The organism is Sinorhizobium mexicanum, assembly GCF_013488225.1.
GTDB classification, from domain to species: domain Bacteria; phylum Pseudomonadota; class Alphaproteobacteria; order Rhizobiales; family Rhizobiaceae; genus Sinorhizobium; species Sinorhizobium mexicanum.
In genome coordinates this window covers 201,206-224,699 of record NZ_CP041238.1, presented here as the reverse complement: position 1 = coordinate 224,699, position 23,494 = coordinate 201,206, and the positions used below count along the sequence as shown (strand labels likewise).

Here is a 23,494-nt window from a genome sequence, read left to right as displayed (position 1 = left end):
GAGAATGCTCGCCAAGAGTCCTGTCATCGTCGACCTGAAATTCATTCCCGAGGAGGTTGAGGCCGCCCTCAATGGCGCGTTTCCCGATCGCGAGGTGATCAATCGCGCGGATCCGGCGCAAAGGGATCGAGATCTCTCCGGCATAGACTACGCGGTAGTCTGGAAATCGGCGCCGGACCTCTTCTCGCGCGCGCCCGACCTCAAGGTGGTCTTCTCTGGCGGTGCCGGCGTCGACCATGTGCTGACGCTGCCGGGCCTGCCGGACGTGCCGCTGGTGCGCTTCGTCGATCGGACGCTGACGACACGCATGAGCGAATGGGTGATCATGCAGTGCCTCCTTCATCTGCGCCAGCACAGCGCCTACGAGGCCTTGGCTCAAAGGCGGGAATGGCGAGACCTCATCCAGCCGGAGGCCGCCGACATTACCGTCGGGATCATGGGCATGGGCGTGCTCGGCCAGGATACCGCCCGCAAGCTCGCAGTCATGGGCTTCAAAGTGATCGGCTGGTCGCGCACCAAGCGGACGATCGAGGGCATGGACACCTATGGCGCCGCCGATCTCGACGCCTTTCTGGCCCGGACTGACTTTCTCGTCGGCCTGCTGCCGCTAACGGCGGAAACCAAGGGCATCTTCAACGCCAACCTGTTCGTAAAGCTCAGCCGCAAAGGGCCGTTCGGCGCGCCCGTGTTCATCAATGCCGGACGCGGCGGCAGCCAGGTGGAAGCCGACATCCTGAAAAGCCTCGACTCCGGCGTCCTGGGTGCGGCTTCACTCGACGTCTTCGAGGAGGAGCCCCTCTCCCCGGACAGCCGCTTCTGGACCATGCCCAACGTCTACGTGACGCCGCATGTCGCCGCTTCCTCGGACGTCAAGGCGCTCTTCGCCCATGTCGAGCAGCAGATCGCCCGCTTCGAGAGCGGCTTGCCGCTTGAGCATGTCGTCGATAGATTAGCCGGCTACTGATTTATAGATCGCCTTCCTCCTTTCGCCGTCATCCTCTGGTCAAGCCCGAGGATGACGGAACGGGGACGACGGTCCAAAAGACACCGTTGCCGGCGCGTTTCACGGCCGGCGATAACCGGTCGGCTGATCGTAGAGCCAGCCGATGCGGCGGATCGCGTCTTCCAGTCCCTCGCGAGCGACGGTCATCGTGTGGCCATTCGCGTGAACCAGCGTCCTCGCGTCTTCCATGATCGCGACGTGGCCCTTCCAGAAGACGAGGTCGCCGCGGACGAGCTCCTCGCGGCTGATAGCACGGCCAAGCCCACTCGCCTGCATGTCGGAGTCGCGTGGCGCATCGCTCCCCACCATCTGCATCGCAAGCTGCACGAGGCCGGAGCAGTCGATGCCGAAGCCGGACCGGCCGCCCCAGAGATAGGGGGTTTCGAGAAAACGCGTAGCAACGCTGACATAGTCGCCGGCGAGTGCCTCACCGGCGGGAACACAATGATTGGCGATGACAGCCAACCCGCCGTCCAACAGGAAGTACCGCGTACCTCGGGCTTCACTTTCGCCGACAACGTGCACGCGGCTCCCCATGGAAAGGGCAAAGACCTGGGGGAAGCGCAGATCGGCACCGCGATAGATGAATGTCCGCGGCACCGCGACGACGTGGGTTGCCGAAGCATTCGAAGAACGCAGCGCTGCCTCGGGCACATAGCCGACATAGCCGTCGAGATCGGCCTTCACCCATGCCCACCCGCCCGCAATGTCCAGCACACGCGCGGCCTCCCCGTAAAGCAATTCGGTGTCGGTCCCGCATTCGAGATCGGGCCTTGCCCGCAGCGGGGCCACGGGAACGGAAACGGTCGCAGGCGTGCCTTCGACATAGCGCTGCGCTTGGACAACGCCGCGCAGGCGTTCCTCGGCGAGATCATCGCGATAGGCATTGAGGCGGCGGTCAGGCAATTGCGACATGGGCAGACTCACAAGGACAGTTTTCGACCCTGATTGATGATCAGATCGCCGAATTTTTCAAGATAAAGTGCACCTTCGACGGTGCGTTTGATGACGACGTTGCGCCGATCCCTCTCGTCGCGCGCTCTGTCGACGAGGCCAAGGGCACCCATGGTGTCGAGTGCGCGGGTGATGACCGGCTTCGTCACACCCAGCGTCGCGGCAAGGCCTCTGACCGTGTGGGGTGGCGGAACGAGGTAAATCTGCAAGAGGATCGCCATCTGGCGCAGGGTCAGGTCGCGGCTATCCACCCGGACCTGTTCAAGCGTCACCGAATGCCAAAGGCCCAAAGCTTGGGAAGGCGTAAGCTCGACCGGCAATGAAAACTCCTGCGTAACGTATGCCTGTACGGATAACAGGCGATCGTTACGCAAGCGTTTCTTTTGTGGGATCCGCCCCGTACGCTCTATTTCGCGAGCTTTCCAATGTGGTGATAGAGCGCCCGGATCGCCTGTGCTTCGCCACCGACGGGGGAATGCGGGCGTTCGGCCTGTGCCCAGCCGAAAATGTCGAAATGCACCCAGCTCTTTGCATTGGTGACGAAGCGTTTGAGGAAAAGCGCCGCCGTGATCGCGCCGGCCATGCCGCCCGCGGGTGCGTTGGTGAGATCGGCAATCCGCGCGGAAACATCCTTGTCGTAGCCCATATGGAGCGGCATCCGCCACATCGGATCGTCGACGCTGAGGCTCGCCTCGGCAAGTTCATGGGCAAGCGCGCCGTCGTCGGTGAAGAACGGCGGCAGATCGGGGCCTAGCGCCACGCGCGCAGCGCCCGTCAACGTCGCCATGTCGATGATGAGGTCGGCCTGCTCCTCGTCGGCATGGGCGAGCGCGTCGGCGAGAATCAGCCGGCCCTCGGCGTCGGTATTGTCGATCTGCACCGTCAGGCCTTTGCGGCTGCGGTAGATGTCACCCGGACGGAAGGCGTTCGACGAAATCGAGTTCTCGACCACCGGAACGATGACCCGCAGATCGATCTTCAGCTTGGCATCCATGATCATCAGCGCGAGACCCATGACGTTGGCGGCCCCGCCCATGTCTTTCTTCATGAGCAGCATCGAAGAGGCCGGCTTGATGTCCAGGCCGCCGGTGTCGAAGCAGACGCCCTTGCCGACCAGCGTCACCCGTCTGTGACCCTTCTTGCCCCAACGCATCTCCAGAAGCCGCGGCGCCTCGGCGCTGGCCCGGCCGACCGTGTGGACCAGCGGGAAATTCTGCGCCAGCAGCGCCTCTCCCGATATTACCGAGACATCGGCCTTATAATGGCCGGCAAGCGCCCGGAAGGCCGCTTCCAATGCCTCCGGCCCCATGTCATTGGTCGGTGTGTTGATGAGGTCGCGCGCCAGAAACACCCCGGCAAGCTGCCTCTTGATGTCGGTCGCATCCGCGTCGGCGGGTATGAGCAGTGTCGGCGCCTCTACCTTGGAGGACTTGTAGCGCTCGAAACGATAGGAACCGAGGCCGTAGCCGAGCGCCAGCCGGTTGGCGCTCAACGGGGCCGTTTCGATGTGCCACTTGCCGGCAGGCAGTGCGCGGGCGAGTTTCCCGGTCAGGAACGGCGCTTCCGACGGATTGGCACCGAGGCCGAACAGCGCGCCGCCGAGATGGCCGTCGGATGACGGAATGAGAAGAACGGCACCGGACTCCGCCTTGAACCCCGCCTTCTTCGCCCAGTCGAGCGCGATCGGATCGATGCTCCCCGTTTCGATATGCGCCGGCGTCACCGCGAAGATCGGCAGCGTCTTGCCGGTGCTGGTGTTGAACGGCGATGGCCGTTCGATGAACTGATAGGGAGCCATGGAAGTCCTCGACTGACAGAAACAGATTGCGCGATTAACGCTCCGTTAGGGTTAACAGATTATTGCTGGAGTGAAAGTTGCGCCGCTGATGTTGGGAGTTCCGGTGCGAACGCATGCTGGGGGCACCACTCATGACCGCTGAAGCCACTTGTTCGTCCTTACTCCCTCGTTTCCTTCAGGGTACGGCCGTCGCGCTTATCGCTCTGTCGCTCGCCGGCTGCGCCGGACAACAGAAGAAGGAACTCACCACCGGCTCGATCCCGACGCTCTCGAAACCCGTACAATCGATGAACGCAACCGAGTTGTCGCAGGCGGCGGAAAGCATAGGACAGGCCTATGAGCGCAACCCAAAGGATCGCGAGGCGGGTCTCAACTACGCTAACCTCTTGCGCATGACCGGCCGCAACGAACAGGCACTTGCCGTCATGCAGCAGGTGGCGATCAACCATCCTTCGGATCGCGAAGTGCTGGGCGCCTATGGCAAGGCGCAGGCGGCAGCCGGCCAGCTCGAACAGGCGTTGGCGACGATCAGCCGGGCACAAACGCCGGACCGTCCGGATTGGAAGCTGAAATCCGCGGAGGGCGCCGTTCTCGATCAGCTTGGCCGGTCGTCGGAAGCGCGTCTCAGATACCGCGAGGCCCTGGACCTTCGCCCGAACGAGCCCTCCGTGCTCTCCAACCTCGGCATGTCCTATCTGCTGACGAAGGATCTCAGGACCGCCGAAACCTATCTCAAATCGGCCGCCGATCAGCCCGGCGCCGACAGCAGCGTGCGGCAGAACCTCGCCCTCGCCGTCGGCCTGCAGGGGCGTTTCCAGGAAGCCGAAACGATCGCCCGGCAGGAATTGACCGCAGAACAGGCCGAAGCGAACGTCGCCTATCTCAGGTCCATGCTGTCACAGCAAGGCGCCTGGAAGCAGCTCGCGAAGGCCGATGACGGAAATACGAATTAGCACGGGTTTTTCACGCCTCGCGGCCACCCCTCCGCCGTCATCCTCGGGCTTGACCCGAGGATGCATGCGCAAGCCTTCCCATAGCTCGAAGACATGCACCAGCGTGGACCTACACCATGCAGAACGGCTTGTATTTGGATCCTCGGGTCAAGCCCGAGGATGACTCCTCTGAGAGGCTGCGCGAATAACGGATTCGGATGGCAGTTCAGGCGCTGCGCCGATCTTTGTACGAGATGAAGCGCCTCACACGAAACCGGCGCTCTAAAACTTATCCGCCACCTGTATCCCCGCCGGGCCCAAAATGACGGCGACGAGAACCGGCAGGAAGAAAAGGATCATCGGGACGGTGAGCTTCGGCGGCAATGCCGCCGCCTTTTTTTCCGCCGCATTCATGCGCTGGTCACGGCTTTCCTGCGCCAGCACCCGCAGGGCCTGCGCCACGGGGGTGCCGTAACGGTCGGCCTGGATCAGCGCCTGGGTCACCGACTTCACATCCTCGATGCCGGTGCGTAAGCCCAGATTTTCGAGTGCGACGCGCCGATCCGGCAGGAACGAAAGCTCGGCCGTCGTCAGCACCAGTTCCTCGGCGAGCGGCGGCGATTGCGCCGCGATCTCGTCGGCAACGCGACGCATGGCGAGCTCCATGGAGACGCCTGATTCGACACAGATCAGCAAAAGGTCCAGCGCGTCGGGCCAGGCACGGCGGATCGAATGCTGGCGCTTGGTGACAGCATTGGCGATGAAGATATTCGGCGCATAGAAACCGAGATAGGCAAAGCCCACGGCGAAGAGCAGCCTGAGCATAAGCGGTTTGTCGGCAAAATTCTCCAGGACGAAGATGTAGACGACCGCAACGATCAGGAACAGGAACGGCAGGCAGAAGCGGGCAAAGAGAAAGGTATTGAGCGCGTTCTGCGAACGATAGCCAGCGGTCTTCAGGCGGTTGACCGTGTTGTCATCCACCAGCGCCTGCTTCAGGTTCAGCCGTTCGACGACCTGCCGCACGGACGTGTTGTTCTGTGCCCGAAGGCTCCCTTTGCTGCTGGCGGCCTCGGCGTTCATACGCGCGCGTTCGCGGGCGCGGATCTGCTCGCGTTCGGTCGCCACCGATTTCATCCGCTTCGTCAGGTCGCCTTGCTCGAAGAAGGGAACCACAAGCGAATAGAACGTCGCCAGCACCGCCATCGAGACCAAGACGGCAATGACGATGTTCGGATCGGTCAGCGTTTTTACCCAAGCATCCACCGCAGCACCTCAAATGTCGAAATTGATCATGTTGCGCATCATCCAGATGCCGATGCTCATCCAGACGGCGGAGGCCCCCATGATGAGGTGGCCGCGCGGGTCGGTGAAGAGGATCATCATGTAATCGGGGGAGGTCAGATAAACGAGCGTCGCAACGATGACGGGCAGCGCGCCGATGATGCAGGCGGATGCCTTGGCCTCCATGGACAGGGCGTTGACCTTCGCCTTCATCTTCTTGCGCTCGCGCAGGACTTTCGAGAGATTGCCGAGCGCTTCCGAGAGGTTGCCGCCTGCCTGCGCCTGAATGCCGATCACGATCGCGAAGAAGTTCACTTCTGGCAGGGGAACACTCTGGATCATGCGGGCACAGGCTTCCGGCACGGTGAGGCCGACCTGCTGGGACTCTACGACGCGACGGAATTCCGTCTTGACCGGATCCTGCCCATCGCTGGCGATCAGCCGGAGCGCGTCGTTCAGCGGCAGACCGGACTTGATCGAGCGAACCATGACATCGAGTGCGTTCGGGAATTCTTCCAGGAACTTTTTGCAGCGCCGCTTGATCATGAAGCCGACGATCCAGCGCGGCAAGCCGGCAGCGGCGATCAGCGCGACGCCGGCGCCAATCAAGAGCTTACCGCTGGCAACGAATGTCAACAGAAGAGCAAACAGGCCAAAGATGGCACTGAACAAATAAAATTGCATCACCGACATCGAGAGGTTGGCCTGCGCCAACCGCATCTTCATCGACGGAGCGGTCTTTGCCGACTTCTCCTGCTGCTTCTTTTCGAGCTCCTTCAGCGAATCCTGGACGGATTTACGCCGTTTCGACATCTCGTTGACGCGATCGCGCGCCGCCTTGATCTTGGTCCGATCCGTCTCGGCGGCACTGACGCGGCGGAAGCGGCCCTCGGCCTTCTTCTCGCTCTCGATGCGCGAGAAGAGCACACCGTAGGCGAGCGCCGCCGCCGCAACCGCGACGAGGCCAGCCAATGCCAGAACGGTGATGTCTATGCCGAACATCGTCGAACCTGTTTCCTTATGTCAGCGCACGTAGTCGCGAAGTCGCTCTTCGCTCTCCCGTGCTACTTCTTTTCCATTGCGTCGAGCGTCGCGGCGAGCCGCTTGTCCTCGTTGAAATAACGTGCGCGGTCCCAGAAATGCGGCCGGCCGATGCCGGTCGAAACGTGGCGGCCGATAATCCGGCCATTGGCGTCCTCGCCGTCGATTTCGTAGCGCATCAGGTCCTGCGTGATGACCACATCGCCTTCCATGCCGACCACTTCGGTGATGTGGGTGATCCGGCGGGATCCGTCGCGCAAGCGCGAAGCCTGGATGATGACGTCGATCGAGCCCGCGATGATTTCGCGAACCGTCTTGGCGGGCAGCGTATAGCCGCCCATGGCAATCATCGATTCCATGCGGCTCAGGCATTCCCGCGGCGTGTTGGCATGAATCGTGCCCATCGATCCGTCGTGACCGGTGTTCATCGCCTGAAGCAAGTCGAAGACTTCCGGGCCGCGCACTTCGCCGACGATGATGCGTTCGGGGCGCATGCGCAGGCAGTTCTTGATCAGGTCGCGCATGGTGATCTCGCCCTCGCCCTCAATGTTCGGCGGACGGGTTTCGAGGCGCACGACATGCGGCTGCTGCAGCTGCAGTTCGGCCGAATCCTCGCAGGTGATGACCCTTTCGTCGGTATCGATATAGCGCGTGAGACAATTGAGCAGCGTCGTCTTGCCCGAGCCGGTGCCGCCGGAAATGACGATATTGCAGCGGACACGGCCAATGATCTGCAGGAGAACGGCGCCCTCCGGCGTGATCGATCCGAAGCGCACCAATTGTTCCAGCGTCAGCTTGTCTTTCTTGAACTTGCGGATCGTGAGCGCCGTGCCATCGATCGCCAGGGGCGGGGCGATGACGTTGACGCGCGATCCATCGGGCAGGCGCGCGTCGCAGATCGGGCTCGATTCGTCGACGCGCCGGCCCACTTGGCTGACGATACGCTGGCAGATCGACAGCAATTGCGCGTTGTCGCGAAAGCGCACTTCCGATTCCTGCACCTTGCCGCCGACTTCGATGAAGGTCTGGCCGGCGCCATTGACCATGATGTCGGCGATATCGTCGCGCGCAAGCAGCGGCTCGAGCGGGCCGTATCCGAGCACGTCGTTGCAGATGTCGTCGAGGAGTTCCTCCTGCTCGGCGATCGACATCGCGAAATTCTTGATGGTGATGATATCGTTGACGATATCGCGAATTTCTTCGCGCGCGCTCTCGGTGTCGAGCTTTGACAGCTGCGAGAGGTCGATCGTGTCGATCAGCGCAGAAAAGACCTGCGATTTGGTGTCGTAGTAGTCCTCGTTCCTGGCCGCGCGCCGGCGCGCCGGCGGGGCCGCTGGTTGCGGGCGGGGCGGGGCGACAACGGGCTCGGCGAGAACGGCTGCCACCGGTCGCTCCGCCGCAATCGGCTGCGCGGCCGGCATTGGCGGCGGGACCACAGAGGTCGTCGCGCCGGCCTTGCCAAAACCTTCATTTCCGCGTTTGCCAAACATCACTTCAATCCGGTTGCTTCATTGCCTACCGCCCGCGGAGCCGGGCAAGCACCTTGCCGAGTCCCCCCTTGCGCGCCTTCTTGATCGTCGCGCGCCCAGTCAGGAGATGCGCCACCTGCGAGAAGGTCTCTGCAACGGGGGACTTCTTGTCGATTTCCGCGATCATGCGTCCGCTGTTGGAGGCGTTGCCGAAGAGGACCGCATCGAAGGGGATGATGGCGGCCGCCTCCAGCTCGAGCGACTCGCAGAATTCGTTCGGTGCGATTTCCGGCCGCTTCGGCATGCCCACCTGGTTCAAGACGAGATGCGGCGCCTTGTCGTTCGGACGAATTTTCTTCAGCGCGTCGAAGAGGTTCTTGGTGTTTCTGAGGCTGGCGAGATCCGGAACGGCCGTGACGACCACTTCGTCGGCCTCGGCGAGAACCGAGCGTGTCCAATCGGACCAGATATGCGGCACATCAAGGACGGAGACGGGCGCGCTGCGCTGCAGGATTTCGAGGATCGGATGGAAGGCGCCCGCCTCGAAGTCGTAAGCGCGATCGAGCATCGAAGGTGCGGCAAGCAACGACAAATGCTCGGAACATTTCGTCAGTAGACGGTCGAGGAAGACCTCGTCGAGCCTGTCGGGCGCAAAGACGGCTTCCGAAATGCCCTGCGGCGGGTCCTGGTCGAAATCGATATTCGCCGTTCCGTAAGGCAGGTCGAGATCGGCGAGGATGGTCTCCGTCGAAAACAGGTTGGAAATGCCCCAGGCGCAATTGTGCGCGATGATTGACGAGCCGCAGCCGCCCTTCGCGCCGATGAAAGCAAGGCTGCGACCCAAGGGCTCGGCCTCGGGGTCGACAAAGATCGCCGAAACAGCCATCAGGACATCCGCCATCGACACCGGGGCAACCATGTATTCGGAAATGCCGTGCCGGATCAGATCGCGGTAGAGCGCTATGTCGTTGTGGCGGCCAATGATGATCACCTTGGTGCTCGGGTCGCAGACTTCCGCCAAGGGCACGAGTTCGGCGAGCAACGAGTGCGGTTCCGTGCCGGTTTCCAGGATGATCAGGTTTGGGGTCGATACGCTGGCGAACATATTGGCGGCGGCGGCGATGCTGCCGCCGGTGATCCGAAGACTGACCTTCGCCATGCGACGATCCTGACCGCAGCGCTCCATAAGTCGCTGCACGGCGTCACTCTCGCAGAATGCATGGATCGAAATGCGCGGCAGCGGTCTCAACTGGTCGAGGTCGCCCGGGCGCGCTGCGTCGACGGAAAAGTCCGCTGCTCCGCCGCTGTCGATGTTGTATTCAATGGCGCTCATCGCTTTTCCTCAGGCCTCATCAATTGAAGATGATTGTCGTACCGCCGTCGCCGGTGTCCGTGCCGCGCCAACTCTTGATCACTTCGCCACGCTGCTCGGCATCGATCGGCGACATCTGGCGCGGGCCAATGAGATCCGTCGGATTGGCGATCTGGGCGGCGAGATTGGACTGGGTGGCGCAACCGAAGTTGTAGTAATTGCGGTTTTGGAGGGTATTGAGCGTCAGATCCTCCGGCCACTCGCCGCAGGGCGCAGTTTGCGCGGCAATCGCAACATAACTCAGGCGAATGGGCGCCGCGTCGCCCGTTGCACCCGCTTCGTAGCCGGTTTCGATCACCCTCTTTCCTGGCACGCCGACCGCCGCCAACTGACGACGGATATCTCTTCGTACGGTCTGGGCGGCATGGCTGTTGACCGATCCACGCGGCAGCATGATCTGGATGACGCCGGTCGACGCGTTGCGGTATTCCGCTGCAAACCCGCGGATAACGTCGCGCGTGCCCTGGGAAAGTCGCGTGTCGCCGGACGCGACGGGAATGTCGATCGTTCGCTCGGCCTCGGCAATGACGATCGGGTGCCGTGTGCGATAGTCGTCGGGAATCGCGCCGGTCGCCAGATTGTCCTTGGTGCCGCAGCTTGCAAGCAGACCGGCAATGACGGCGAACGCGAGCATGCGACCCGTCGAGCGGGCGGGAAGACGGCTTCGATCGAGGAACATCCGGGTCTGCCTTTCAGGACTGTTCTGCGTTGTGCTTCGCTTGTTCATGAGCCGACCTATTTGTAGATGAAGCCGACATTGCCGTGATAGCGACCGACCGGCGCCGGCGCCTCCGGGCGTCCATAAATCCGGTTGACGCGGCCGAGGAAGAAGCTGTCGAGATCGTTGGCCGGATTGAAGTTGTCGTCGGGACGCGAGATAGCGCTGCGGGCGACCGGCCGCACCAGGTAGGGCGTCGCGATGATGACGAGCTCCGTCTCGTTGCGCTGGAAATCCTTGCTGCGGAACAGGGTACCGAGGATCGGAATCTTCGCTGCGCCCGGCAGGCCCGACATCGCCTGACGAATATTGTCCTGTACCAGACCGGCGATCACGATCGAGCCGCCCGAGGGCAGTTCCACGCTGGTCGAGGCCTCGCGCCGGCGGATGCCGAGGAAGGTCTGGCCGGGTATGGCGTTTGCGCTGTTGCCTGTGACGACCGAGCCCTCATAAGTCGGCTCGGACACATCTGTTTCGATCTCCAGACTTATGCGGCCAGGGCCAAGAACGACAGGTTTGAAGTTCAACCGGATTCCGTATTCAACATCATTCACTTCGCGTGTGACGGTCGGATCCCCCGTTTGCTCGTCCTTCCCGACTTCCTGCACGCCCGCGAGCCGGAATTCCCCGCCAACATAGAACTTGGCTTCCTGGCCGGATATTGCGGTCAAACTCGGTTCGGCAAGCGTGCGCATGACGCCAGCCTGTTCCATCGCGTTGATGTAGCTCGCAATAGTCGTCGGACCAATCGATCCCTTGATGAGAGCATTCGCGCCCACACTGATCGCGTCACCGAGATTGGCCGGATTGCGGAAACCAATGCCGCTCTCGCCGTCCCCAACGCTGCCGTTGAAGCCAAGCTGCTTCAACACCTGCCTGCTCACCTCGGCAACCGTCACCTTCAATGTCACTTGGTCGTCGCCTTCGATCGTCAGCAAGTTGACGATCTGCGAGGTCTGCCGGTCTTCGGCGAAGATATCCGCGTCGCCGTTGTTGCCTTGCGCGGTGATGTTGCGGGTCGTCGCCTCGCCGCCTTTCAGAAAGGCCTGTGCTAGGTCGACGGCTTTAGTGGAGTCGAGTGGCGTGCGGACGGTACCGGTCAGAACGACGTTGTCCGAAACGATTTCGACGTTGATATCCGCATCCGGAATGAAGCGCCGCAAGTTCGCTTCGAGGCCGGCGACATCGCGCTCAACAGCGATTTCGAGACTGACGATTTCCTCGCCGTTCGGACCGAAGACGAAAATATTCGTCTGGCCGACGGCCTTGCCGAACAAATAGATGCGCCGGGAAGTGCGGGTGACCGCGTCGGCGAGCGACGGATCGGCCACCAGGATATCGTGGGCATCCGTCGGGAGATCGACCACGACGGCCTTGTTGAGGCCGAGATTGATCGTTTTCCTGATGCCCGGGCCGCTGTCCGCGATTCTGACGACCGACGACGCGGCCGCCTCAGCCGCGGGTACCACCGGCAGCCCCATGCCCGAGAACATTAGGCAGAACGACAGGCCCGCTGCGACCGACGCCCGAAATATGTTTCCGTTCCGCTTCACCTTGCGCCCCGTTCGATCATCATTTCTGGTTCTGGACGGCGGCAGCATCGTTCTTGACGATGGAGCCCGACTTAATGACTTGAATGCTCGGCTGGCCGTCACCGCTCAAAAGGTAGTCGGCAGCATTCGTATCGGCCTCCTGCGCATCGGCAACGCTACGAAGCGCCAGCGAAATGCGCTCGGCCATCTGCTGCGCAACCGTCATGACCTTGGATTGATCCGGCGTCAGTTCTAGCGTCGCGGTCGTACCGACGACTGATTTCGACCCGTCGTCCTTCTCTTCGACCTGCTGATCGATCGCCAGCACCCGGACGTTGCTCAGCACCGTCTCGGTCAGGTAGATGCCGTCGTTCTCGGACTTGCGCACCATGATGACGTCGACCCGGTCGTTCGGGAGGATGAAGCCGCCCGCTCCCGTGGCGACGGTGATTTCCGTTGCAACGGCCCGCTTTCCGGCGGGCAACAGCGAGGACATGATGCGGCTTGAAGAATCGGCGATTTTTTCCTGGCGGACCGGCTCACCGGCAAAGATCGGCAGGCGCACAACGGCGCCCGATAGGTCGTCGACAGCACCCGGCCGATTTTCCTCGGTAATCAGTCCGTCGACGATGCCATCTTTCGGCCAGGCCATCCAATGAATCGCGTCGGCGCCGAGCCGTGAACCGACTGGCAGGCTCTTGCTGGCGACCAGCACGTTGACCGTCGGCGCTTGCTCGATGACCGGTTCGGCAGTTTGCTGCGCGGGACCACGCGTCAGCTTCATCGCGAGCAGTCCCGCCGCAGCAGCCGAAATCACGGCCACCGCCAGAATGATGATGCGCACCGGTTTCATGATCGTCCCCAAGCCCCAAGAAATGCCCCTTGGCCAGATTGATCAGGAATTGGTGTAATTAGGGTTAACGAGTCGGATACGTACGTGGTTAAGGAATGGTTCCGCCAATCGACCTCGCGGGCGGCAGACGAGGTTTATGAGAGCTGCGCGAACGCGGCCTGCATCAACGGCGACGAGGGATAGGCTGCAAAGCCGCCAAGCGCGATGGCTACGCCGTACGGGATCTTCTTGGCGGTCATAAGCAGGGGGGGCACCGGGATGCCGCTGGCGAGGATCGTACTCTCTTGCTTACGCAGGAACAGAATGGCGAGCGTCAACATGCCACCAAAAACGGACACGTATATCAGGAACTCGACGAGCGAGACGTTGAGGCCGAACCAGATCGCGCTCGCCGTTAACAGCTTGGCGTCACCTCCGCCCATCACATTTGTCGCGAAAAGGCAGAAGCAGACGAGGAACACCGTTGCAGCTGCGATGACGTGCAGGCCGAACTGCACAAGGTCAAGTCCCGCAAACGGCGCGACAATAGTGAAGGCGCCCAATAGGATCCCGGACACCCGGTTCGGAATCGTCATGGTAAAAAGATCCGAAAACGCTGCAAAAGCGAGACAAAGCGGAAAGACCACAAAAATTACTGCCTCAGCCACGGTTTCGCATCCCCTACCAAGTGTTGAACACGCTTTGTCTTGAGCAATAAAAAGTCGACCAAAAGATTAAAGCCGCCCCTAAGCGGGACGGCTCCTTGTCGATGTTGGCAACAATGACCTCAGCACCTTACGGTGCTGTCTTGTTGTTGGCGTCTGTCAGCTTGGTGCCGAGGCCGCCGAATGTCGTGTTGAGCGAAGTACCGAGCGTGGTGGCACCAGCGATCAGCGCGACTGAGATCAGGGCTGCGATCAGGCCGTATTCAATGGCCGTTGCACCGGATTCGTCCTTCAGCAGGCGTGCGAAAATCGTCCTCATGGTAATCCCCTAGTTCACGTGTTGTTCAACACGTCCTCGAACTGTTGCGACAATTTCCAGGTTACGGTGCGGTCTTGTTGACTGCGGTCGTGAGCTTGGTACCAAGTCCCGTGAATGTCGTGTTGAGCGAGGTACCGAGCGAGGTCGCACCAGCGATCAGCGCGACCGAGATCAGAGCTGCGATCAAGCCGTATTCAATGGCCGTCGCGCCCGACTCGTCCTTCATCAGGCGAGCGAAAATGGTCTTCATGGTGATTCTCCTACTTCACGTGTTTGTTGTTCAGCACTTCCGCCAACTGTTTGCCGTTGATCGGATGAAAGGACGCTACAGGGAGCGAATTTCCATCGGCTTAAGGAAACCGGTTACCGTGAAGTTAAGCGGCTATCCCGGTTTCTTGGGTAAATGTTCAAGAAAGGGATGCCTTAGATTGCCGCACACCGGCGTAACGTTTCATTCACCAAAAGAGGCGAAGATGCGCCAGATATCTCGTCAGGAAGCACCATGGACACGTTCCTCCCCCGTAACTGGATCGCCACGCTCACATTCGCCGGCGCTGCGGTCCTTGCCGTGTTCGCGCCGGTCGCCACGCACGCACAGGAAGAGATGATGCGTGTCTATATGGATCACGCGCGCGTACTGAAGCTCGACCGGCCGGTGAGCAAGGTGATCATCGGCAACTCGGAAGTCGCCGATGCGACGGTTGCGGACTCCAAGACCATCGTGTTGACCGGGCGCAACTTCGGCACGACCAATCTCGTGATCCTTGACCAGGATGGGAACGCCATTGTCGACGAACGCATTCTGGTGTCGATCGACGAAGGCAATACCGTGCGCGTTTATAAACAAACGTCGCGGACGGTCCTTTCCTGCACGCCCAACTGCGAGCGGCACGCCGAGCGTCAGCTATCGGCGGCAAGCACCAACTAAAGATCGCCAGAATTCAAGATCGCTAAAATTCTTCCTGTCGTCGCAAATGAAAATTCAACGATCGCGCTTTATTTTCCGCCGATCGGACGTTGCATGACGGAACGGCGCAATGACGACTGAGCGAAAAACATCATCTTTGCGGCGCTCCGCGCCGCGCAGCCTGCTTCGCCGCCTTCTTGGTGACAGGAGGGGCGCGACGGCGATCGAGTTCGCGCTTCTGTTTCTCCCCTTCTCCGTGATTGTTTTCGCGTCGATCGAAACTTTCGTCGCCTTTGCCGGCGAGCAACTGCTCGCCAACGCGACGGATACGTTGGCGCGAAAAATTCGGACCGGGGAGATTACCTTCGAGGACAGCAGCAAGCCCGGCTACATGACAAAAGAGCAATTCCGCCAGGCTTTTTGCGACGAAATCGCCATCCTCATGCCCTGTTCGGCGACCGAAGCGGCCGCGCCCAGCAAGCTCTATCTGGACGTCCGAAACATCACGGATCTCACGCAGTTTCCGACCGCGGTTCCAAGGGTTGGTTCTTCCTCGTCCTCCGACCTCGACACCAGCGGTTTCATGTTCACGCCGGGAGGCGCCGGAACTTTTACGATGGTGCGCGCCTACTATCGTTGGGAAGTAATAACCGACCTTGTCCGGCCCTATGTCACGGACTTACGCCCTGCCGGCAGCAGCATGCCCCGCGATTTCCTCATGGTCGCAACAGCCACGTTCCGCAACGAAAATTACTGAGGACGCCATGAAACGCTTGCCTGGATTTTCGTTTGCTCGGAGCATCTTGGGATCGCTGTCGGCGCTGGTTCGGGACCGGCGTGGTGTCGGCGGCGTGGAGTTTGCCATCGTCGCGCCATTGTTGCTTATGCTCTACCTCGGGGCCTTCGAGATTTCTCTTGGTTTCACGGTAGCCCGCAAGGTCGCGCGCGCATCGAGCGCCGTTGCCGACATCATCTCCCAGCAGACTGACGTCGACAAAGCCCTGCTGGACAACATGCGGAATGTCGCGCTGAGCATCGTGGCGCCCTACGACAGCACGGGCTATACGCTGAGGATCACGGGCATACAGGTCACCGGCACGACCAGCGGAAAAGTCGTGTGGTCACGGGACCAGAACGGCGCGGCCCCCTATACAGTCAACTCCACCGCGACCGTCCCTGCCGAACTCGACGCCGTGAACGCCTTCGTCGTACGTACGGAACTCATCGTGCCACACGACCTCCTGCTCTTTGCCCCGGGGCTCGAGAGCAGCACGTTGAAGACGATCGATCTTTCCAAGACGTCCTATTATCGCCAACGCTTCGGCGACACGATCAAATGCACGGACTGCTGACGGCCCCCTGACGCCGTCAATTGCAATGCGCGCCTCGCCGCGCTATTCCTCCCGGATTGCGCGGATCGCTTCCGCGCGGCAAGCAACACCGGATCGCGGTTCTTCGTGACGTGCTCCGGATAACCGGGTGTCTCATGGCGCGAGCATTCCTTTTCGTACTCGATTCCTTCGGCATCGGCGGCGCGCCGGATGCCGACGCCTTCGGCGACCTTGGAGCTGATACGCTCGGCCATATCGCCGAGTTTTGCGCCGCCGGCGCCGGCGATCGCGCGGGCCTGCGCGAAGGGCCGCTGCAACTGCCCAATATGTCCGCGCTCGGACTGATGCACGCAGCGAAGCTCGCAACCGGGCGCCTGCCCGCCGGCATGCCGCTGCCGGAGCGGGTCTACGGCGTCTATGGCGCCGCCAGCGAAACCTCGCGTGGCAAGGACACGCCATCCGGCCATTGGGAAATCGCCGGCACGCCGGTGATGTTCGACTGGGGCTATTTCCCCTCGGAAGGAGACGCCTTTCCCGCCGAGCTCGTCGAGGCGATCTGCCGCGAGGGCGATGTCCCCGGCATCCTCGGCAACCGCCATGCCTCCGGCACCGAAATCATCGCCCGGTTCGGCGAGGAGCATAGGCGGAGCGGAAAGCCGATCTGTTACACCTCGTCGGATTCCGTCATTCAGATCGCCGCGCATGAGCAGAGTTTCGGGCTCGATCGGTTGCTGGAGCTATGCCAGGTGGTCCGTCGTCTGGTCGACGACTACAATATCGGCCGCGTCATCGCCCGCCCGTTCGTCGGCGACAATGCGCATAATTTCACGCGCACCGGCAATCGCCGCGACTATTCCGTGCTGCCGCCGGAGCCGACGGTTCTCGACCGGCTGAAAGAGGCCGGACGCAAGGTGCATGCCGTCGGCAAGATCGGCGATATCTTCGCGCATCAGGGCGTGACGAAGCTGACCAAGGCCAACGGCAACATGGCGCTTTTCGACGCCAGCCTCGCGGCGATCGAAGAGGCCGAAGACGGCGATCTCGTCTTCACCAACTTCGTCGATTTCGACATGCTCTACGGCCATCGCCGCGACGTGCCGGGCTATGCGGCGGCGCTTGAAGCCTTCGATGCGCGCCTGCCGGATCTCGACCGCCGCCTCAAGCCGGGCGATATCGTCATCCTGACCGCCGATCATGGTTGCGATCCGACATGGCGGGGAACCGACCACACGCGCGAGCGTGTGCCGGTGCTGATGTTCGGTCCTTCGTTGCGCAGCCGCTCCTTCGGCGTCGCAAACACGTTCGCGCATATCGGCGAGACGGTCGCCAGGCATCTTGGCATCGCACCAGGCCCGCATGGGAGAAGCCTCATTTGACCCTTCATCTGAAGAAAGCCGAACTGCATTGCCACATCGAGGGCGCGACGCCGCCGGAACTCGCACTGAGGCAAGCCAGGAAATACGGGATCGACACCGGCGCGATCATCCGCGACAAGGCCTATGTCTGGGACGATTTCACCAGTTTCGTCAGGTGCTACGACGCCGTCGCGTCGCTGTTTCGGACTGAAGGCGACTACGCGCTTCTCGCCGAGGCCTACCTGACCGAGCTCGCCGAAGCGGGCACGATCTACAGCGAGATCATCGTTTCGCCGGACCATGGCAATACGGTCGGCCTCGGTGCCGACGCCTACATCGAAGGTCTTGCCGCCGGCATGGACGCGGCGAAGGCAAAGACGGGCATCGAATCGCGCATGCTGATCACCGGCATCCGCCACCTCGGGCCGGAGGCGGTGATCGCCACCGCGGAATATGCGGCCAGGCTGCGGCATCCGCTCGTCACCGGCTTCAATCTCGCGGGCGAGGAACGGATGCACAGCGTTGCGGAATTTGCGCGTGCCTTCGACATCGTCCGCGACGCGGACCTGGGGCTCACGATTCACGCCGGCGAACTTTCCGGCGCTTTCAGCGTGCGCGACGCGCTGGATCACGTGCGGCCAGCTCGGATCAGCCACGGGGTGCGGGCGATCGAGGACGCAGACCTTGTGAAGCGGCTGGCGGACGAAGGCGTCGTTCTTGAAGTCTGTCCCGGCTCCAACATTTCGCTCAAGGTCTTCCCGGACTTTGCATCGCATCCTCTCAAGGCGCTGCACGCGGCCGGTGTGCGGGTCACGCTCAACTCCGACGATCCGCCGTTCTTCCACACGTCGCTGGCGCAGGAATACGACATCGCGTCGGCGGTCATGGGCTTCGAGGACAGCGAGATAAACGGAATGACGAGAACCGCGATCGAGGCCGCCTTCGTCGACGAGGCGACAAGGCAAAGCCTGTTGGCGTCCTTGCACGCATAGACGAGAGCGCTGCGCGTCCTACCACACGCGCAAGGGGCGAATGCGGCCAAGCTTGACGATCGCCCCTCACCTGGCCCTCTCCCCGCATGTGCTGGCAGGCGGATGAGCGGCCAATCCGCAAGCAAGTACGCCAGCACCCTTGCGGCCCTCCCTCATTCCATGGAAAAGAGGGCGGATATTCTAATTTTTGCGGAAGGTGAGCCATGGACGGCGTAACAGTGATCGATCATCCGCTTGTGCAACACAAGCTGACCATCATGCGCAAGAAGGAAACGTCGACGGCAGGCTTTCGCCGGCTGCTCAGGGAAATCTCGACGCTGCTTTGCTACGAGGTGACGCGCGACCTCGAACTCACCATGGAGCGCATCGAGACGCCGTTGATGGAGATCGACGCGCCCATTCTCGAAGGCAAAAAGCTCGTCTTCGCCTCGATCCTGCGCGCCGGCAACGGCCTGCTCGAAGGCATGCTCGAACTCGTGCCTTCGGCGCGCGTCTCGCATATCGGCGTCTATCGCGACCACGAGACGCTGCAGCCGGTCGAATATTATTTCAAGGCGCCGGAAAGCCTGGCCGAGCGTCTCGTCATCGTCGTCGACCCGATGCTCGCCACCGGCAACTCCTCGATCGCGGCAATCGACAAACTGAAGGAGCGCGGCGCGAGAAACATCCGCTTCCTCTGCCTGCTCGCCGCGCCGGAAGGCATCCGCAACTTTCAATCTGCCCATCCGGATGTGGCGATCTTCACGGCCTCGATCGACAGCCACCTCAATGAAAAGGGCTATATCATGCCCGGCTTGGGCGATGCGGGCGACCGTATGTACGGAACCAAATAGTTTTTCGTTTTTTAACCACATTATAAGACATGTGTGCGGCCGCCGGTTTTCCCGGCGGCTTTTTTGCGTCCCGTTAGCGATCGTCTGGTCAGATGGGCGGAGCGCGTGCGGTCGCTTGCGGCCCCGACCGCACAATCAACAGCCGGAGGGCGGAGTAATGATTATGCGTCTACTTGCCTTTACCGGCGGCCTCGCCCTTGTTGCATTGGTCGTTCCTGACCTCGCGTCAACATATCTCGAGCGACGGGGCCAAGCGACAGCGCAAGACGCTCAGCGCGCCGCACCCGTTGCCGCCGCCTATGCGAGCGGCAAAAGCATCGTTCTTGAAACCGATCCCGCCGGCCATTTCTTCGGCACGTTTCGTATCAACGGGCGCGCCGAAAGGGGGCTCGTCGACACCGGGGCAAGCACGATAGCAATCAACACTTCGGCCGCCCGTCGCTTCGGTATTTCCGTCGGCAGCCTCGCTTTCGCTGCGCGGGCGCAGACGGCCAATGGCATTGTCGAGGCCGCCTATGTCCGCCTGGATCGCGTCGAGATCGGCAGCATCACCCTCAAGGATGTCGATGCGATGGTCCTTCCCGACAAGGCGCTTTCCGGTACGCTCGTCGGCATGAGTTTCCTGAGCCGGCTATCGTCCTATCGCGTCGAGAATGGAGCGCTGCATCTCATCAGGTGATGCGGGCGACAATGATCGGGCGCGGATCCGGCTTCTGGTCCGCGATCGTGTAGAGCGTCGCAACCCGCTGGCGTATATCTTCGGCGGTCTTCCGATCAGCCGCATGAACGAATGCGATCGGCTCGCCCTTCCCAACTTTCGTACCAAGCGGCTGCAGGCCCGAGAGGCCGACGCTGTGGTCGATGCTGTCTTCGGGACGGGTCCGTCCGCCGCCGAGCGCAATGACCGTCATGCCCAGCTCGCGCGTCTCGCAGGTCGCAAGATAGCCGTCCCGGCTCGCTTCCACGGCCACCACGGTGGGTGCTTTTCTCAGATAGGCCTGCGGCCGGTCGACAAAGTCGGGCGGTCCTCCGAGCAGATGGACCATGCGGCCGAAGCGCTCCATTGCGGCACCGCTTTCAAGCGCGTGGCGCGCCATCGCTTCCCCCTGCCCTGGTCCGGGCGCCAGACCGGCGGCGACGAGCATCTCCGCCGCAAACGCCATGACGACGGCCTCAAGGCGCGTACCCTTCTTCTCACCGCGCAGATAAGTAACGCAGTTGTCGACTTCGAGCGCATTTCCGGCCGCGTCCGCGAGCGGCTCGTTCATGTCGGTGATCAACGCGGATGTGCGCACGCCGGCACCGTTCGCGACGTCGACGAGCGAGCGCGCGAGGATCTCCGTCTCGTCCGCATCGGTCAGGAACGAGCCGTTGCCGAATTTCACGTCGAGCACGAGCGACTGGAGCCCCGCGGCGAGCTTCTTCGAGAGAATGGAAGCCGTGATCAGCGGCACCGAATCGACGGTCGCCGTCACGTCACGGATGGCGTAGAGGCGCTTGTCAGCCGGCGCGAGATTCGCCGTCTGGCCGATGACCGCACAACCGACGTCGTCGACGACCTTTCGAAACAGGGCCGCGGAGGGCTGGATGTTGTAACCCGGAATCGATTCGAGCTTGTCCAGCGTGCCGCCGGTGTGACCGAGGCCTCTGCCGGATATCATCGGCACCGCGGCACCGCAGGCGGCAACGATCGGTGCCAGCATCAGCGAAACATTGTCGCCGACGCCGCCGGTCGAATGCTTGTCGACAATCGAGCGACCGAGAGCACTCCAATCGAGCGTGTCGCCGGAATCGCGCATGGCGAGCGTCAGGGCCACGCATTCGTCGCGGCTCATGCCGGAAAACCACACGGCCATGGCAAAGGCGGCAACCTGGCCTTCCGAGATGGAGCCATCGGCAATGCCTCTGACGAAGCCGGCGATCTCGGCCGCTTCAAGCCGGTCGCCGTTCCTTTTCTGTCGGATCACTTCCTGTGGGAGCATGGTCAGGCCGTCTTCAGGCTTCGCTCGCAATCATCTCTTTGAGGATCGCGGCCAGCCGCTTGCCGCCGACAGGCGCCATATCTTTCGTCTCATCGTGGCTGAGTTCCGCGCCGGTCATGCCAGCACCGAAATTGGTAACAACGGAGGCGGCGGCAACCCGCAATCCAAAAAAGCGCGCCAGGATGACTTCGGGAACGGTGGACATGCCGACGGCATCCGCCCCGAGAATGCGCGCCATCCTGATTTCGGCCGGCGTCTCGAAACTGGGGCCGGAGAACCACATGTAGACGCCGCTCTGGAGCGGAATGCCAAGCCGCGCCGCCGCCTTTTGCATGCGTTCGGCAAGCTCCGCGTCATAGGCGTTCGTCATGCCGACGAAGCGGTCGTCACTCTCGACGCCGATCAGTGGGTTGGAGCCGGAAAAGCCGATATGGTCACCGATGCGCATCACCGAGCCCGGCGGCATATCCTCCCGCAGCGACCCTGCCGAGTTGGTCAGGATGAGACTTTCGATGCCGAGTCGCTTCAGCGCCTCGATCGGTACGCGCATCGCATTGGCGTCGCCGCGCTCATAATAATGCGACCGGCCGGAGAGCATCGCGACGGGAACACCACCAAGCTTGCCCGCCACCAACTCGCCGGAATGGCCGGAGACGCTGCTCACGGGAAAGCCGGGGATCTCAGTGTAGGAGACGCGGAGCGGTTCCTCCACGGCCTCGACCAGCGAGCCGAGTCCGGAGCCAAGCACGATCCCGTAACGCGGCGCAAACCCGCCGAGCTTCGTCTTCAGGAATTCCGCCGCGTCGTTCATCCGAGGATCTCTGTTTCGAAGCTGTGCGGAAGGAGATCCGAGAGCGCCAGCGTTTTCTTCACACCCGTCTCGTCGCAGAGATAGATGCGCGTGCTTGCGCCCGAGAATTCCGCCAACCGCTGCCGGCAGCCGCCGCAGGGCGGACAGAGGGCAAGCTTTTCGGCGACGACCGCAACCTCCATGATCTTGCGCTGACCGGCCATGACCATGTGGCTGATCGCCGTCGTCTCCGCGCACCAGCCCTCCGGGAACGAAAGGTTTTCGATATTCGCACCGGTGTAGATCTTGCCGTCCTCCGCGCGGATGGCAGCACCCACCGGAAACTTCGAATAGGGCGCATGCGCCTTTGACATGGCTTCACGCGCCGCAACGAACAGATCATTCTCCATCTTAGCGCTCCTTTACGTAAGGTACGCCGCCCGCCTTGGGCGGTATTGCCTTGCCGATAAAGCCGGCAAGCAGAATGACCGTCAGAATGTAAGGCAGCGCCTGCATCAACTGCACCGGAACCTGGCCGACGAGCGGCAGCGGCGTGCCCTGCAAACGGATGGCAAGGGCATCGAGGAAACCGAAGAGCAGACAGGCGAACATGACGTTCTTGGGCCGCCACTTGGCGAAGATGAGGGCGGCGAGCGCGATATAGCCCTTGCCCGCCGTCATGCCCTTGACGAAACCGGCCGTCATCGCCAGCGACAGGTAGGCGCCGGCAAAGCCGCAGAGAATGCCGCAGCAGATGACCGCGCGATAGCGCAGCCAGATCACCGATATGCCGGCCGTATCGACCGCTCCCGGATTCTCGCCCACGGCGCGCAGCCTCAGGCCGAAACGCGTGCGATAGAGGATCCACCAGCTTATCGGCACCATGGCGAAGGCAAGGTAAGTGAGCAGGAAATGCCCGGAAAGCAGGTCCGCATAGATCGGCCCGAGGATCGGCACCTCGCGGACCGCGTCCGCCCCTGGGAAATTGATGATCTGGAACCTTGCGCCTTCAGCAAGAGCGGGCGTGCGGCCGCCCTGACGGAACCAGGCCTGGCCGAGGATGACGGTGGAACCGGCGACGATGAAGTTGATCGCAACGCCCGAGACGATCTGGTTGCCGCGCTGGGTGATCGAGGCATAACCGTGGACGAGCGACAGGAGCACCGAGATGAGGATCGCGGCCATGAGGCCGACCCAGACCGATTGGCTCACGGCGGCAGCGGCGCCGGCGGCGAAGGCTGCACCGAGCATCTTGCCTTCGAGACCGATATCGAACACGCCGGCCCGCTCGGTGAAGAGCCCGGCAAGCGCCGCAAAGACCAGCGGCACGGAGACCCGGATCGTCGATTCGAGGAGCACGACGAGGACGTGGAAGAAATCCATGA

The 23,494-nt window shown here is 62.0% G+C and carries 26 protein-coding genes; 9 read left to right on the top strand and 17 right to left on the bottom strand.

The features are described 5' to 3' along the window. Positions 1-4 precede the first annotated feature (4 nt). Positions 5-964 carry a 2-hydroxyacid dehydrogenase gene (locus FKV68_RS01005; protein WP_180939709.1) on the top strand — a complete coding sequence of 320 codons (960 nt, stop codon included), beginning with the start codon at positions 5-7 and terminating at the stop codon, positions 962-964. Between the two features lie 99 nt (positions 965-1,063). On the opposite strand, the gene FKV68_RS01000 is transcribed toward FKV68_RS01005, so the two are convergent. From FKV68_RS01000 to FKV68_RS00990, 3 genes are all read right to left on the bottom strand, one after another. Continuing rightward, on the bottom strand, positions 1,064-1,918 hold the full coding sequence (locus tag FKV68_RS01000) for a C40 family peptidase (RefSeq protein ID WP_180939708.1): 855 nt from the start codon (positions 1,916-1,918) through the stop codon (positions 1,064-1,066). Positions 1,919-1,926: 8 nt separating this feature from the next. Continuing rightward, positions 1,927-2,277, bottom strand: coding sequence for a MarR family transcriptional regulator (locus tag FKV68_RS00995; RefSeq protein WP_180939707.1), 351 nt, complete (start codon positions 2,275-2,277; stop codon positions 1,927-1,929). An 86-nt stretch (positions 2,278-2,363) separates the two neighbouring features. Then, positions 2,364-3,755: a leucyl aminopeptidase family protein gene (locus FKV68_RS00990; RefSeq protein ID WP_180939706.1), complete on the bottom strand. Its 1,392-nt coding sequence runs from the start codon at positions 3,753-3,755 to the stop codon at positions 2,364-2,366. A 131-nt stretch (positions 3,756-3,886) separates the two neighbouring features. Here FKV68_RS00990 and FKV68_RS00985 point away from each other — a divergent pair, with 131 nt between their 5' ends. Then, positions 3,887-4,708, top strand: a complete 822-nt coding sequence (locus tag FKV68_RS00985; protein WP_180939705.1) for a tetratricopeptide repeat protein — start codon at positions 3,887-3,889, stop codon at positions 4,706-4,708. A 261-nt stretch (positions 4,709-4,969) separates the two neighbouring features. Here the strand turns inward: FKV68_RS00985 and FKV68_RS00980 are convergent, their stop codons facing one another. The 10 genes from FKV68_RS00980 to FKV68_RS00935 form a co-directional block, all read right to left on the bottom strand. Continuing rightward, positions 4,970-5,893, bottom strand: coding sequence for a type II secretion system F family protein (locus FKV68_RS00980; protein WP_245181981.1), 924 nt, complete (start codon positions 5,891-5,893; stop codon positions 4,970-4,972). Positions 5,894-5,962: 69 nt separating this feature from the next. Then, positions 5,963-6,973: a type II secretion system F family protein gene (locus FKV68_RS00975; RefSeq protein WP_180939703.1), complete on the bottom strand. Its 1,011-nt coding sequence runs from the start codon at positions 6,971-6,973 to the stop codon at positions 5,963-5,965. Positions 6,974-7,035: 62 nt separating this feature from the next. Further along, positions 7,036-8,502, bottom strand: coding sequence for a TadA family conjugal transfer-associated ATPase (locus tag FKV68_RS00970; protein ID WP_180939702.1), 1,467 nt, complete (start codon positions 8,500-8,502; stop codon positions 7,036-7,038). 25 nt (positions 8,503-8,527) lie between these two features. Further along, complete coding sequence (locus FKV68_RS00965) at positions 8,528-9,814, bottom strand: CpaE/TadZ family protein (protein ID WP_180939701.1); 1,287 nt, start codon at positions 9,812-9,814, stop codon at positions 8,528-8,530. A gap of 19 nt (positions 9,815-9,833) precedes the next feature. Next, a complete protein-coding gene (locus tag FKV68_RS00960) occupies positions 9,834-10,532 on the bottom strand; it encodes a CpaD family pilus assembly protein (protein WP_245181977.1) in 699 nt (232 codons plus the stop codon). Positions 10,533-10,588: 56 nt separating this feature from the next. Further along, complete coding sequence (locus tag FKV68_RS00955; protein ID WP_180941371.1) at positions 10,589-12,064, bottom strand: type II and III secretion system protein family protein; 1,476 nt, start codon at positions 12,062-12,064, stop codon at positions 10,589-10,591. A gap of 79 nt (positions 12,065-12,143) precedes the next feature. Next, positions 12,144-12,956, bottom strand: a complete 813-nt coding sequence (gene cpaB / locus FKV68_RS00950) for a Flp pilus assembly protein CpaB (protein ID WP_180939699.1) — start codon at positions 12,954-12,956, stop codon at positions 12,144-12,146. 134 nt (positions 12,957-13,090) lie between these two features. Continuing rightward, positions 13,091-13,603: an A24 family peptidase gene (locus tag FKV68_RS00945; RefSeq protein ID WP_180939698.1), complete on the bottom strand. Its 513-nt coding sequence runs from the start codon at positions 13,601-13,603 to the stop codon at positions 13,091-13,093. A 127-nt stretch (positions 13,604-13,730) separates the two neighbouring features. Then, a complete protein-coding gene (locus tag FKV68_RS00940; RefSeq protein WP_180939697.1) occupies positions 13,731-13,919 on the bottom strand; it encodes a Flp family type IVb pilin in 189 nt (62 codons plus the stop codon). Between the two features lie 61 nt (positions 13,920-13,980). Next, the gene (locus FKV68_RS00935) at positions 13,981-14,169 is read right to left on the bottom strand and encodes a Flp family type IVb pilin (RefSeq protein WP_180939696.1); all 189 of its coding nucleotides are present in this window, start codon (positions 14,167-14,169) and stop codon (positions 13,981-13,983) included. Between the two features lie 252 nt (positions 14,170-14,421). Between FKV68_RS00935 and FKV68_RS00930 the strand changes: the two genes are divergently transcribed. From FKV68_RS00930 to FKV68_RS00900, 7 genes are all read left to right on the top strand, one after another. Then, positions 14,422-14,847 carry a pilus assembly protein N-terminal domain-containing protein gene (locus tag FKV68_RS00930; RefSeq protein WP_180939695.1) on the top strand — a complete coding sequence of 142 codons (426 nt, stop codon included), beginning with the start codon at positions 14,422-14,424 and terminating at the stop codon, positions 14,845-14,847. 109 nt (positions 14,848-14,956) lie between these two features. Next, positions 14,957-15,583: a TadE/TadG family type IV pilus assembly protein gene (locus FKV68_RS00925; protein WP_180939694.1), complete on the top strand. Its 627-nt coding sequence runs from the start codon at positions 14,957-14,959 to the stop codon at positions 15,581-15,583. Between the two features lie 7 nt (positions 15,584-15,590). Next, complete coding sequence (locus tag FKV68_RS00920; protein WP_180939693.1) at positions 15,591-16,178, top strand: TadE/TadG family type IV pilus assembly protein; 588 nt, start codon at positions 15,591-15,593, stop codon at positions 16,176-16,178. A 134-nt stretch (positions 16,179-16,312) separates the two neighbouring features. Next, complete coding sequence (locus tag FKV68_RS00915) at positions 16,313-17,533, top strand: phosphopentomutase (protein ID WP_180939692.1); 1,221 nt, start codon at positions 16,313-16,315, stop codon at positions 17,531-17,533. Then, a complete protein-coding gene (locus FKV68_RS00910) occupies positions 17,530-18,504 on the top strand; it encodes an adenosine deaminase (RefSeq protein ID WP_180939691.1) in 975 nt (324 codons plus the stop codon). The genes FKV68_RS00915 and FKV68_RS00910 overlap by 4 nt, the downstream gene beginning before the upstream one ends. Before the next feature lie 203 nt (positions 18,505-18,707). Further along, positions 18,708-19,337 carry a uracil phosphoribosyltransferase gene (gene upp / locus FKV68_RS00905; protein ID WP_180939690.1) on the top strand — a complete coding sequence of 210 codons (630 nt, stop codon included), beginning with the start codon at positions 18,708-18,710 and terminating at the stop codon, positions 19,335-19,337. Between the two features lie 157 nt (positions 19,338-19,494). Continuing rightward, the gene (locus tag FKV68_RS00900) at positions 19,495-20,016 is read left to right on the top strand and encodes a retropepsin-like aspartic protease family protein (protein ID WP_180939689.1); all 522 of its coding nucleotides are present in this window, start codon (positions 19,495-19,497) and stop codon (positions 20,014-20,016) included. On the opposite strand, the gene deoA is transcribed toward FKV68_RS00900, so the two are convergent. From deoA to FKV68_RS00880, 4 genes are read right to left on the bottom strand one after another with little or no spacing between them, the layout of a single operon-like run. After that, the gene (gene deoA / locus FKV68_RS00895) at positions 20,009-21,325 is read right to left on the bottom strand and encodes a thymidine phosphorylase (RefSeq protein ID WP_180941370.1); all 1,317 of its coding nucleotides are present in this window, start codon (positions 21,323-21,325) and stop codon (positions 20,009-20,011) included. The two genes, FKV68_RS00900 and deoA, sit on opposite strands and share 8 nt — an antisense overlap. A 7-nt stretch (positions 21,326-21,332) precedes the next feature. Next, entirely contained in the window at positions 21,333-22,130 is a 798-nt protein-coding gene (locus tag FKV68_RS00890; protein WP_180939688.1) for a purine-nucleoside phosphorylase, read from the bottom strand. Next, positions 22,127-22,519 carry a cytidine deaminase gene (locus FKV68_RS00885; RefSeq protein WP_180939687.1) on the bottom strand — a complete coding sequence of 131 codons (393 nt, stop codon included), beginning with the start codon at positions 22,517-22,519 and terminating at the stop codon, positions 22,127-22,129. The genes FKV68_RS00890 and FKV68_RS00885 overlap by 4 nt, the downstream gene beginning before the upstream one ends. A gap of 1 nt (position 22,520) precedes the next feature. Then, complete coding sequence (locus tag FKV68_RS00880; protein ID WP_180939686.1) at positions 22,521-23,492, bottom strand: ABC transporter permease; 972 nt, start codon at positions 23,490-23,492, stop codon at positions 22,521-22,523. Positions 23,493-23,494 lie beyond the last annotated feature (2 nt).

Excerpts from the sequence above, each read along its gene's own strand:
- FKV68_RS01005 (WP_180939709.1), top strand. The coding sequence starts at position 5 with ATGCTCGCCAAGAGTCCTGTCATCGTCGACCTGAAATTCATTCCCGAG.
- FKV68_RS01000 (WP_180939708.1), bottom strand. The coding sequence starts at position 1,918 with ATGTCGCAATTGCCTGACCGCCGCCTCAATGCCTATCGCGATGATCTC.
- FKV68_RS00990 (WP_180939706.1), bottom strand. The coding sequence starts at position 3,755 with ATGGCTCCCTATCAGTTCATCGAACGGCCATCGCCGTTCAACACCAGC.
- FKV68_RS00985 (WP_180939705.1), top strand. The coding sequence starts at position 3,887 with ATGACCGCTGAAGCCACTTGTTCGTCCTTACTCCCTCGTTTCCTTCAG.
- FKV68_RS00980 (WP_245181981.1), bottom strand. The coding sequence starts at position 5,893 with ATGGCGGTGCTGGCGACGTTCTATTCGCTTGTGGTTCCCTTCTTCGAG.
- FKV68_RS00975 (WP_180939703.1), bottom strand. The coding sequence starts at position 6,973 with ATGTTCGGCATAGACATCACCGTTCTGGCATTGGCTGGCCTCGTCGCG.
- FKV68_RS00970 (WP_180939702.1), bottom strand. The coding sequence starts at position 8,502 with ATGTTTGGCAAACGCGGAAATGAAGGTTTTGGCAAGGCCGGCGCGACG.
- FKV68_RS00965 (WP_180939701.1), bottom strand. The coding sequence starts at position 9,814 with ATGAGCGCCATTGAATACAACATCGACAGCGGCGGAGCAGCGGACTTT.
- FKV68_RS00960 (WP_245181977.1), bottom strand. The coding sequence starts at position 10,532 with ATGTTCCTCGATCGAAGCCGTCTTCCCGCCCGCTCGACGGGTCGCATG.
- FKV68_RS00955 (WP_180941371.1), bottom strand. The coding sequence starts at position 12,064 with ATGTTCTCGGGCATGGGGCTGCCGGTGGTACCCGCGGCTGAGGCGGCC.
- cpaB (WP_180939699.1), bottom strand. The coding sequence starts at position 12,956 with ATGAAACCGGTGCGCATCATCATTCTGGCGGTGGCCGTGATTTCGGCT.
- FKV68_RS00940 (WP_180939697.1), bottom strand. The coding sequence starts at position 13,919 with ATGAGGACGATTTTCGCACGCCTGCTGAAGGACGAATCCGGTGCAACG.
- FKV68_RS00935 (WP_180939696.1), bottom strand. The coding sequence starts at position 14,169 with ATGAAGACCATTTTCGCTCGCCTGATGAAGGACGAGTCGGGCGCGACG.
- FKV68_RS00930 (WP_180939695.1), top strand. The coding sequence starts at position 14,422 with ATGGACACGTTCCTCCCCCGTAACTGGATCGCCACGCTCACATTCGCC.
- FKV68_RS00925 (WP_180939694.1), top strand. The coding sequence starts at position 14,957 with ATGACGACTGAGCGAAAAACATCATCTTTGCGGCGCTCCGCGCCGCGC.
- FKV68_RS00920 (WP_180939693.1), top strand. The coding sequence starts at position 15,591 with ATGAAACGCTTGCCTGGATTTTCGTTTGCTCGGAGCATCTTGGGATCG.
- FKV68_RS00915 (WP_180939692.1), top strand. The coding sequence starts at position 16,313 with ATGGCGCGAGCATTCCTTTTCGTACTCGATTCCTTCGGCATCGGCGGC.
- upp (WP_180939690.1), top strand. The coding sequence starts at position 18,708 with ATGGACGGCGTAACAGTGATCGATCATCCGCTTGTGCAACACAAGCTG.
- FKV68_RS00900 (WP_180939689.1), top strand. The coding sequence starts at position 19,495 with ATGATTATGCGTCTACTTGCCTTTACCGGCGGCCTCGCCCTTGTTGCA.
- FKV68_RS00890 (WP_180939688.1), bottom strand. The coding sequence starts at position 22,130 with ATGAACGACGCGGCGGAATTCCTGAAGACGAAGCTCGGCGGGTTTGCG.
- FKV68_RS00885 (WP_180939687.1), bottom strand. The coding sequence starts at position 22,519 with ATGGAGAATGATCTGTTCGTTGCGGCGCGTGAAGCCATGTCAAAGGCG.
- FKV68_RS00880 (WP_180939686.1), bottom strand. The coding sequence starts at position 23,492 with ATGGATTTCTTCCACGTCCTCGTCGTGCTCCTCGAATCGACGATCCGG.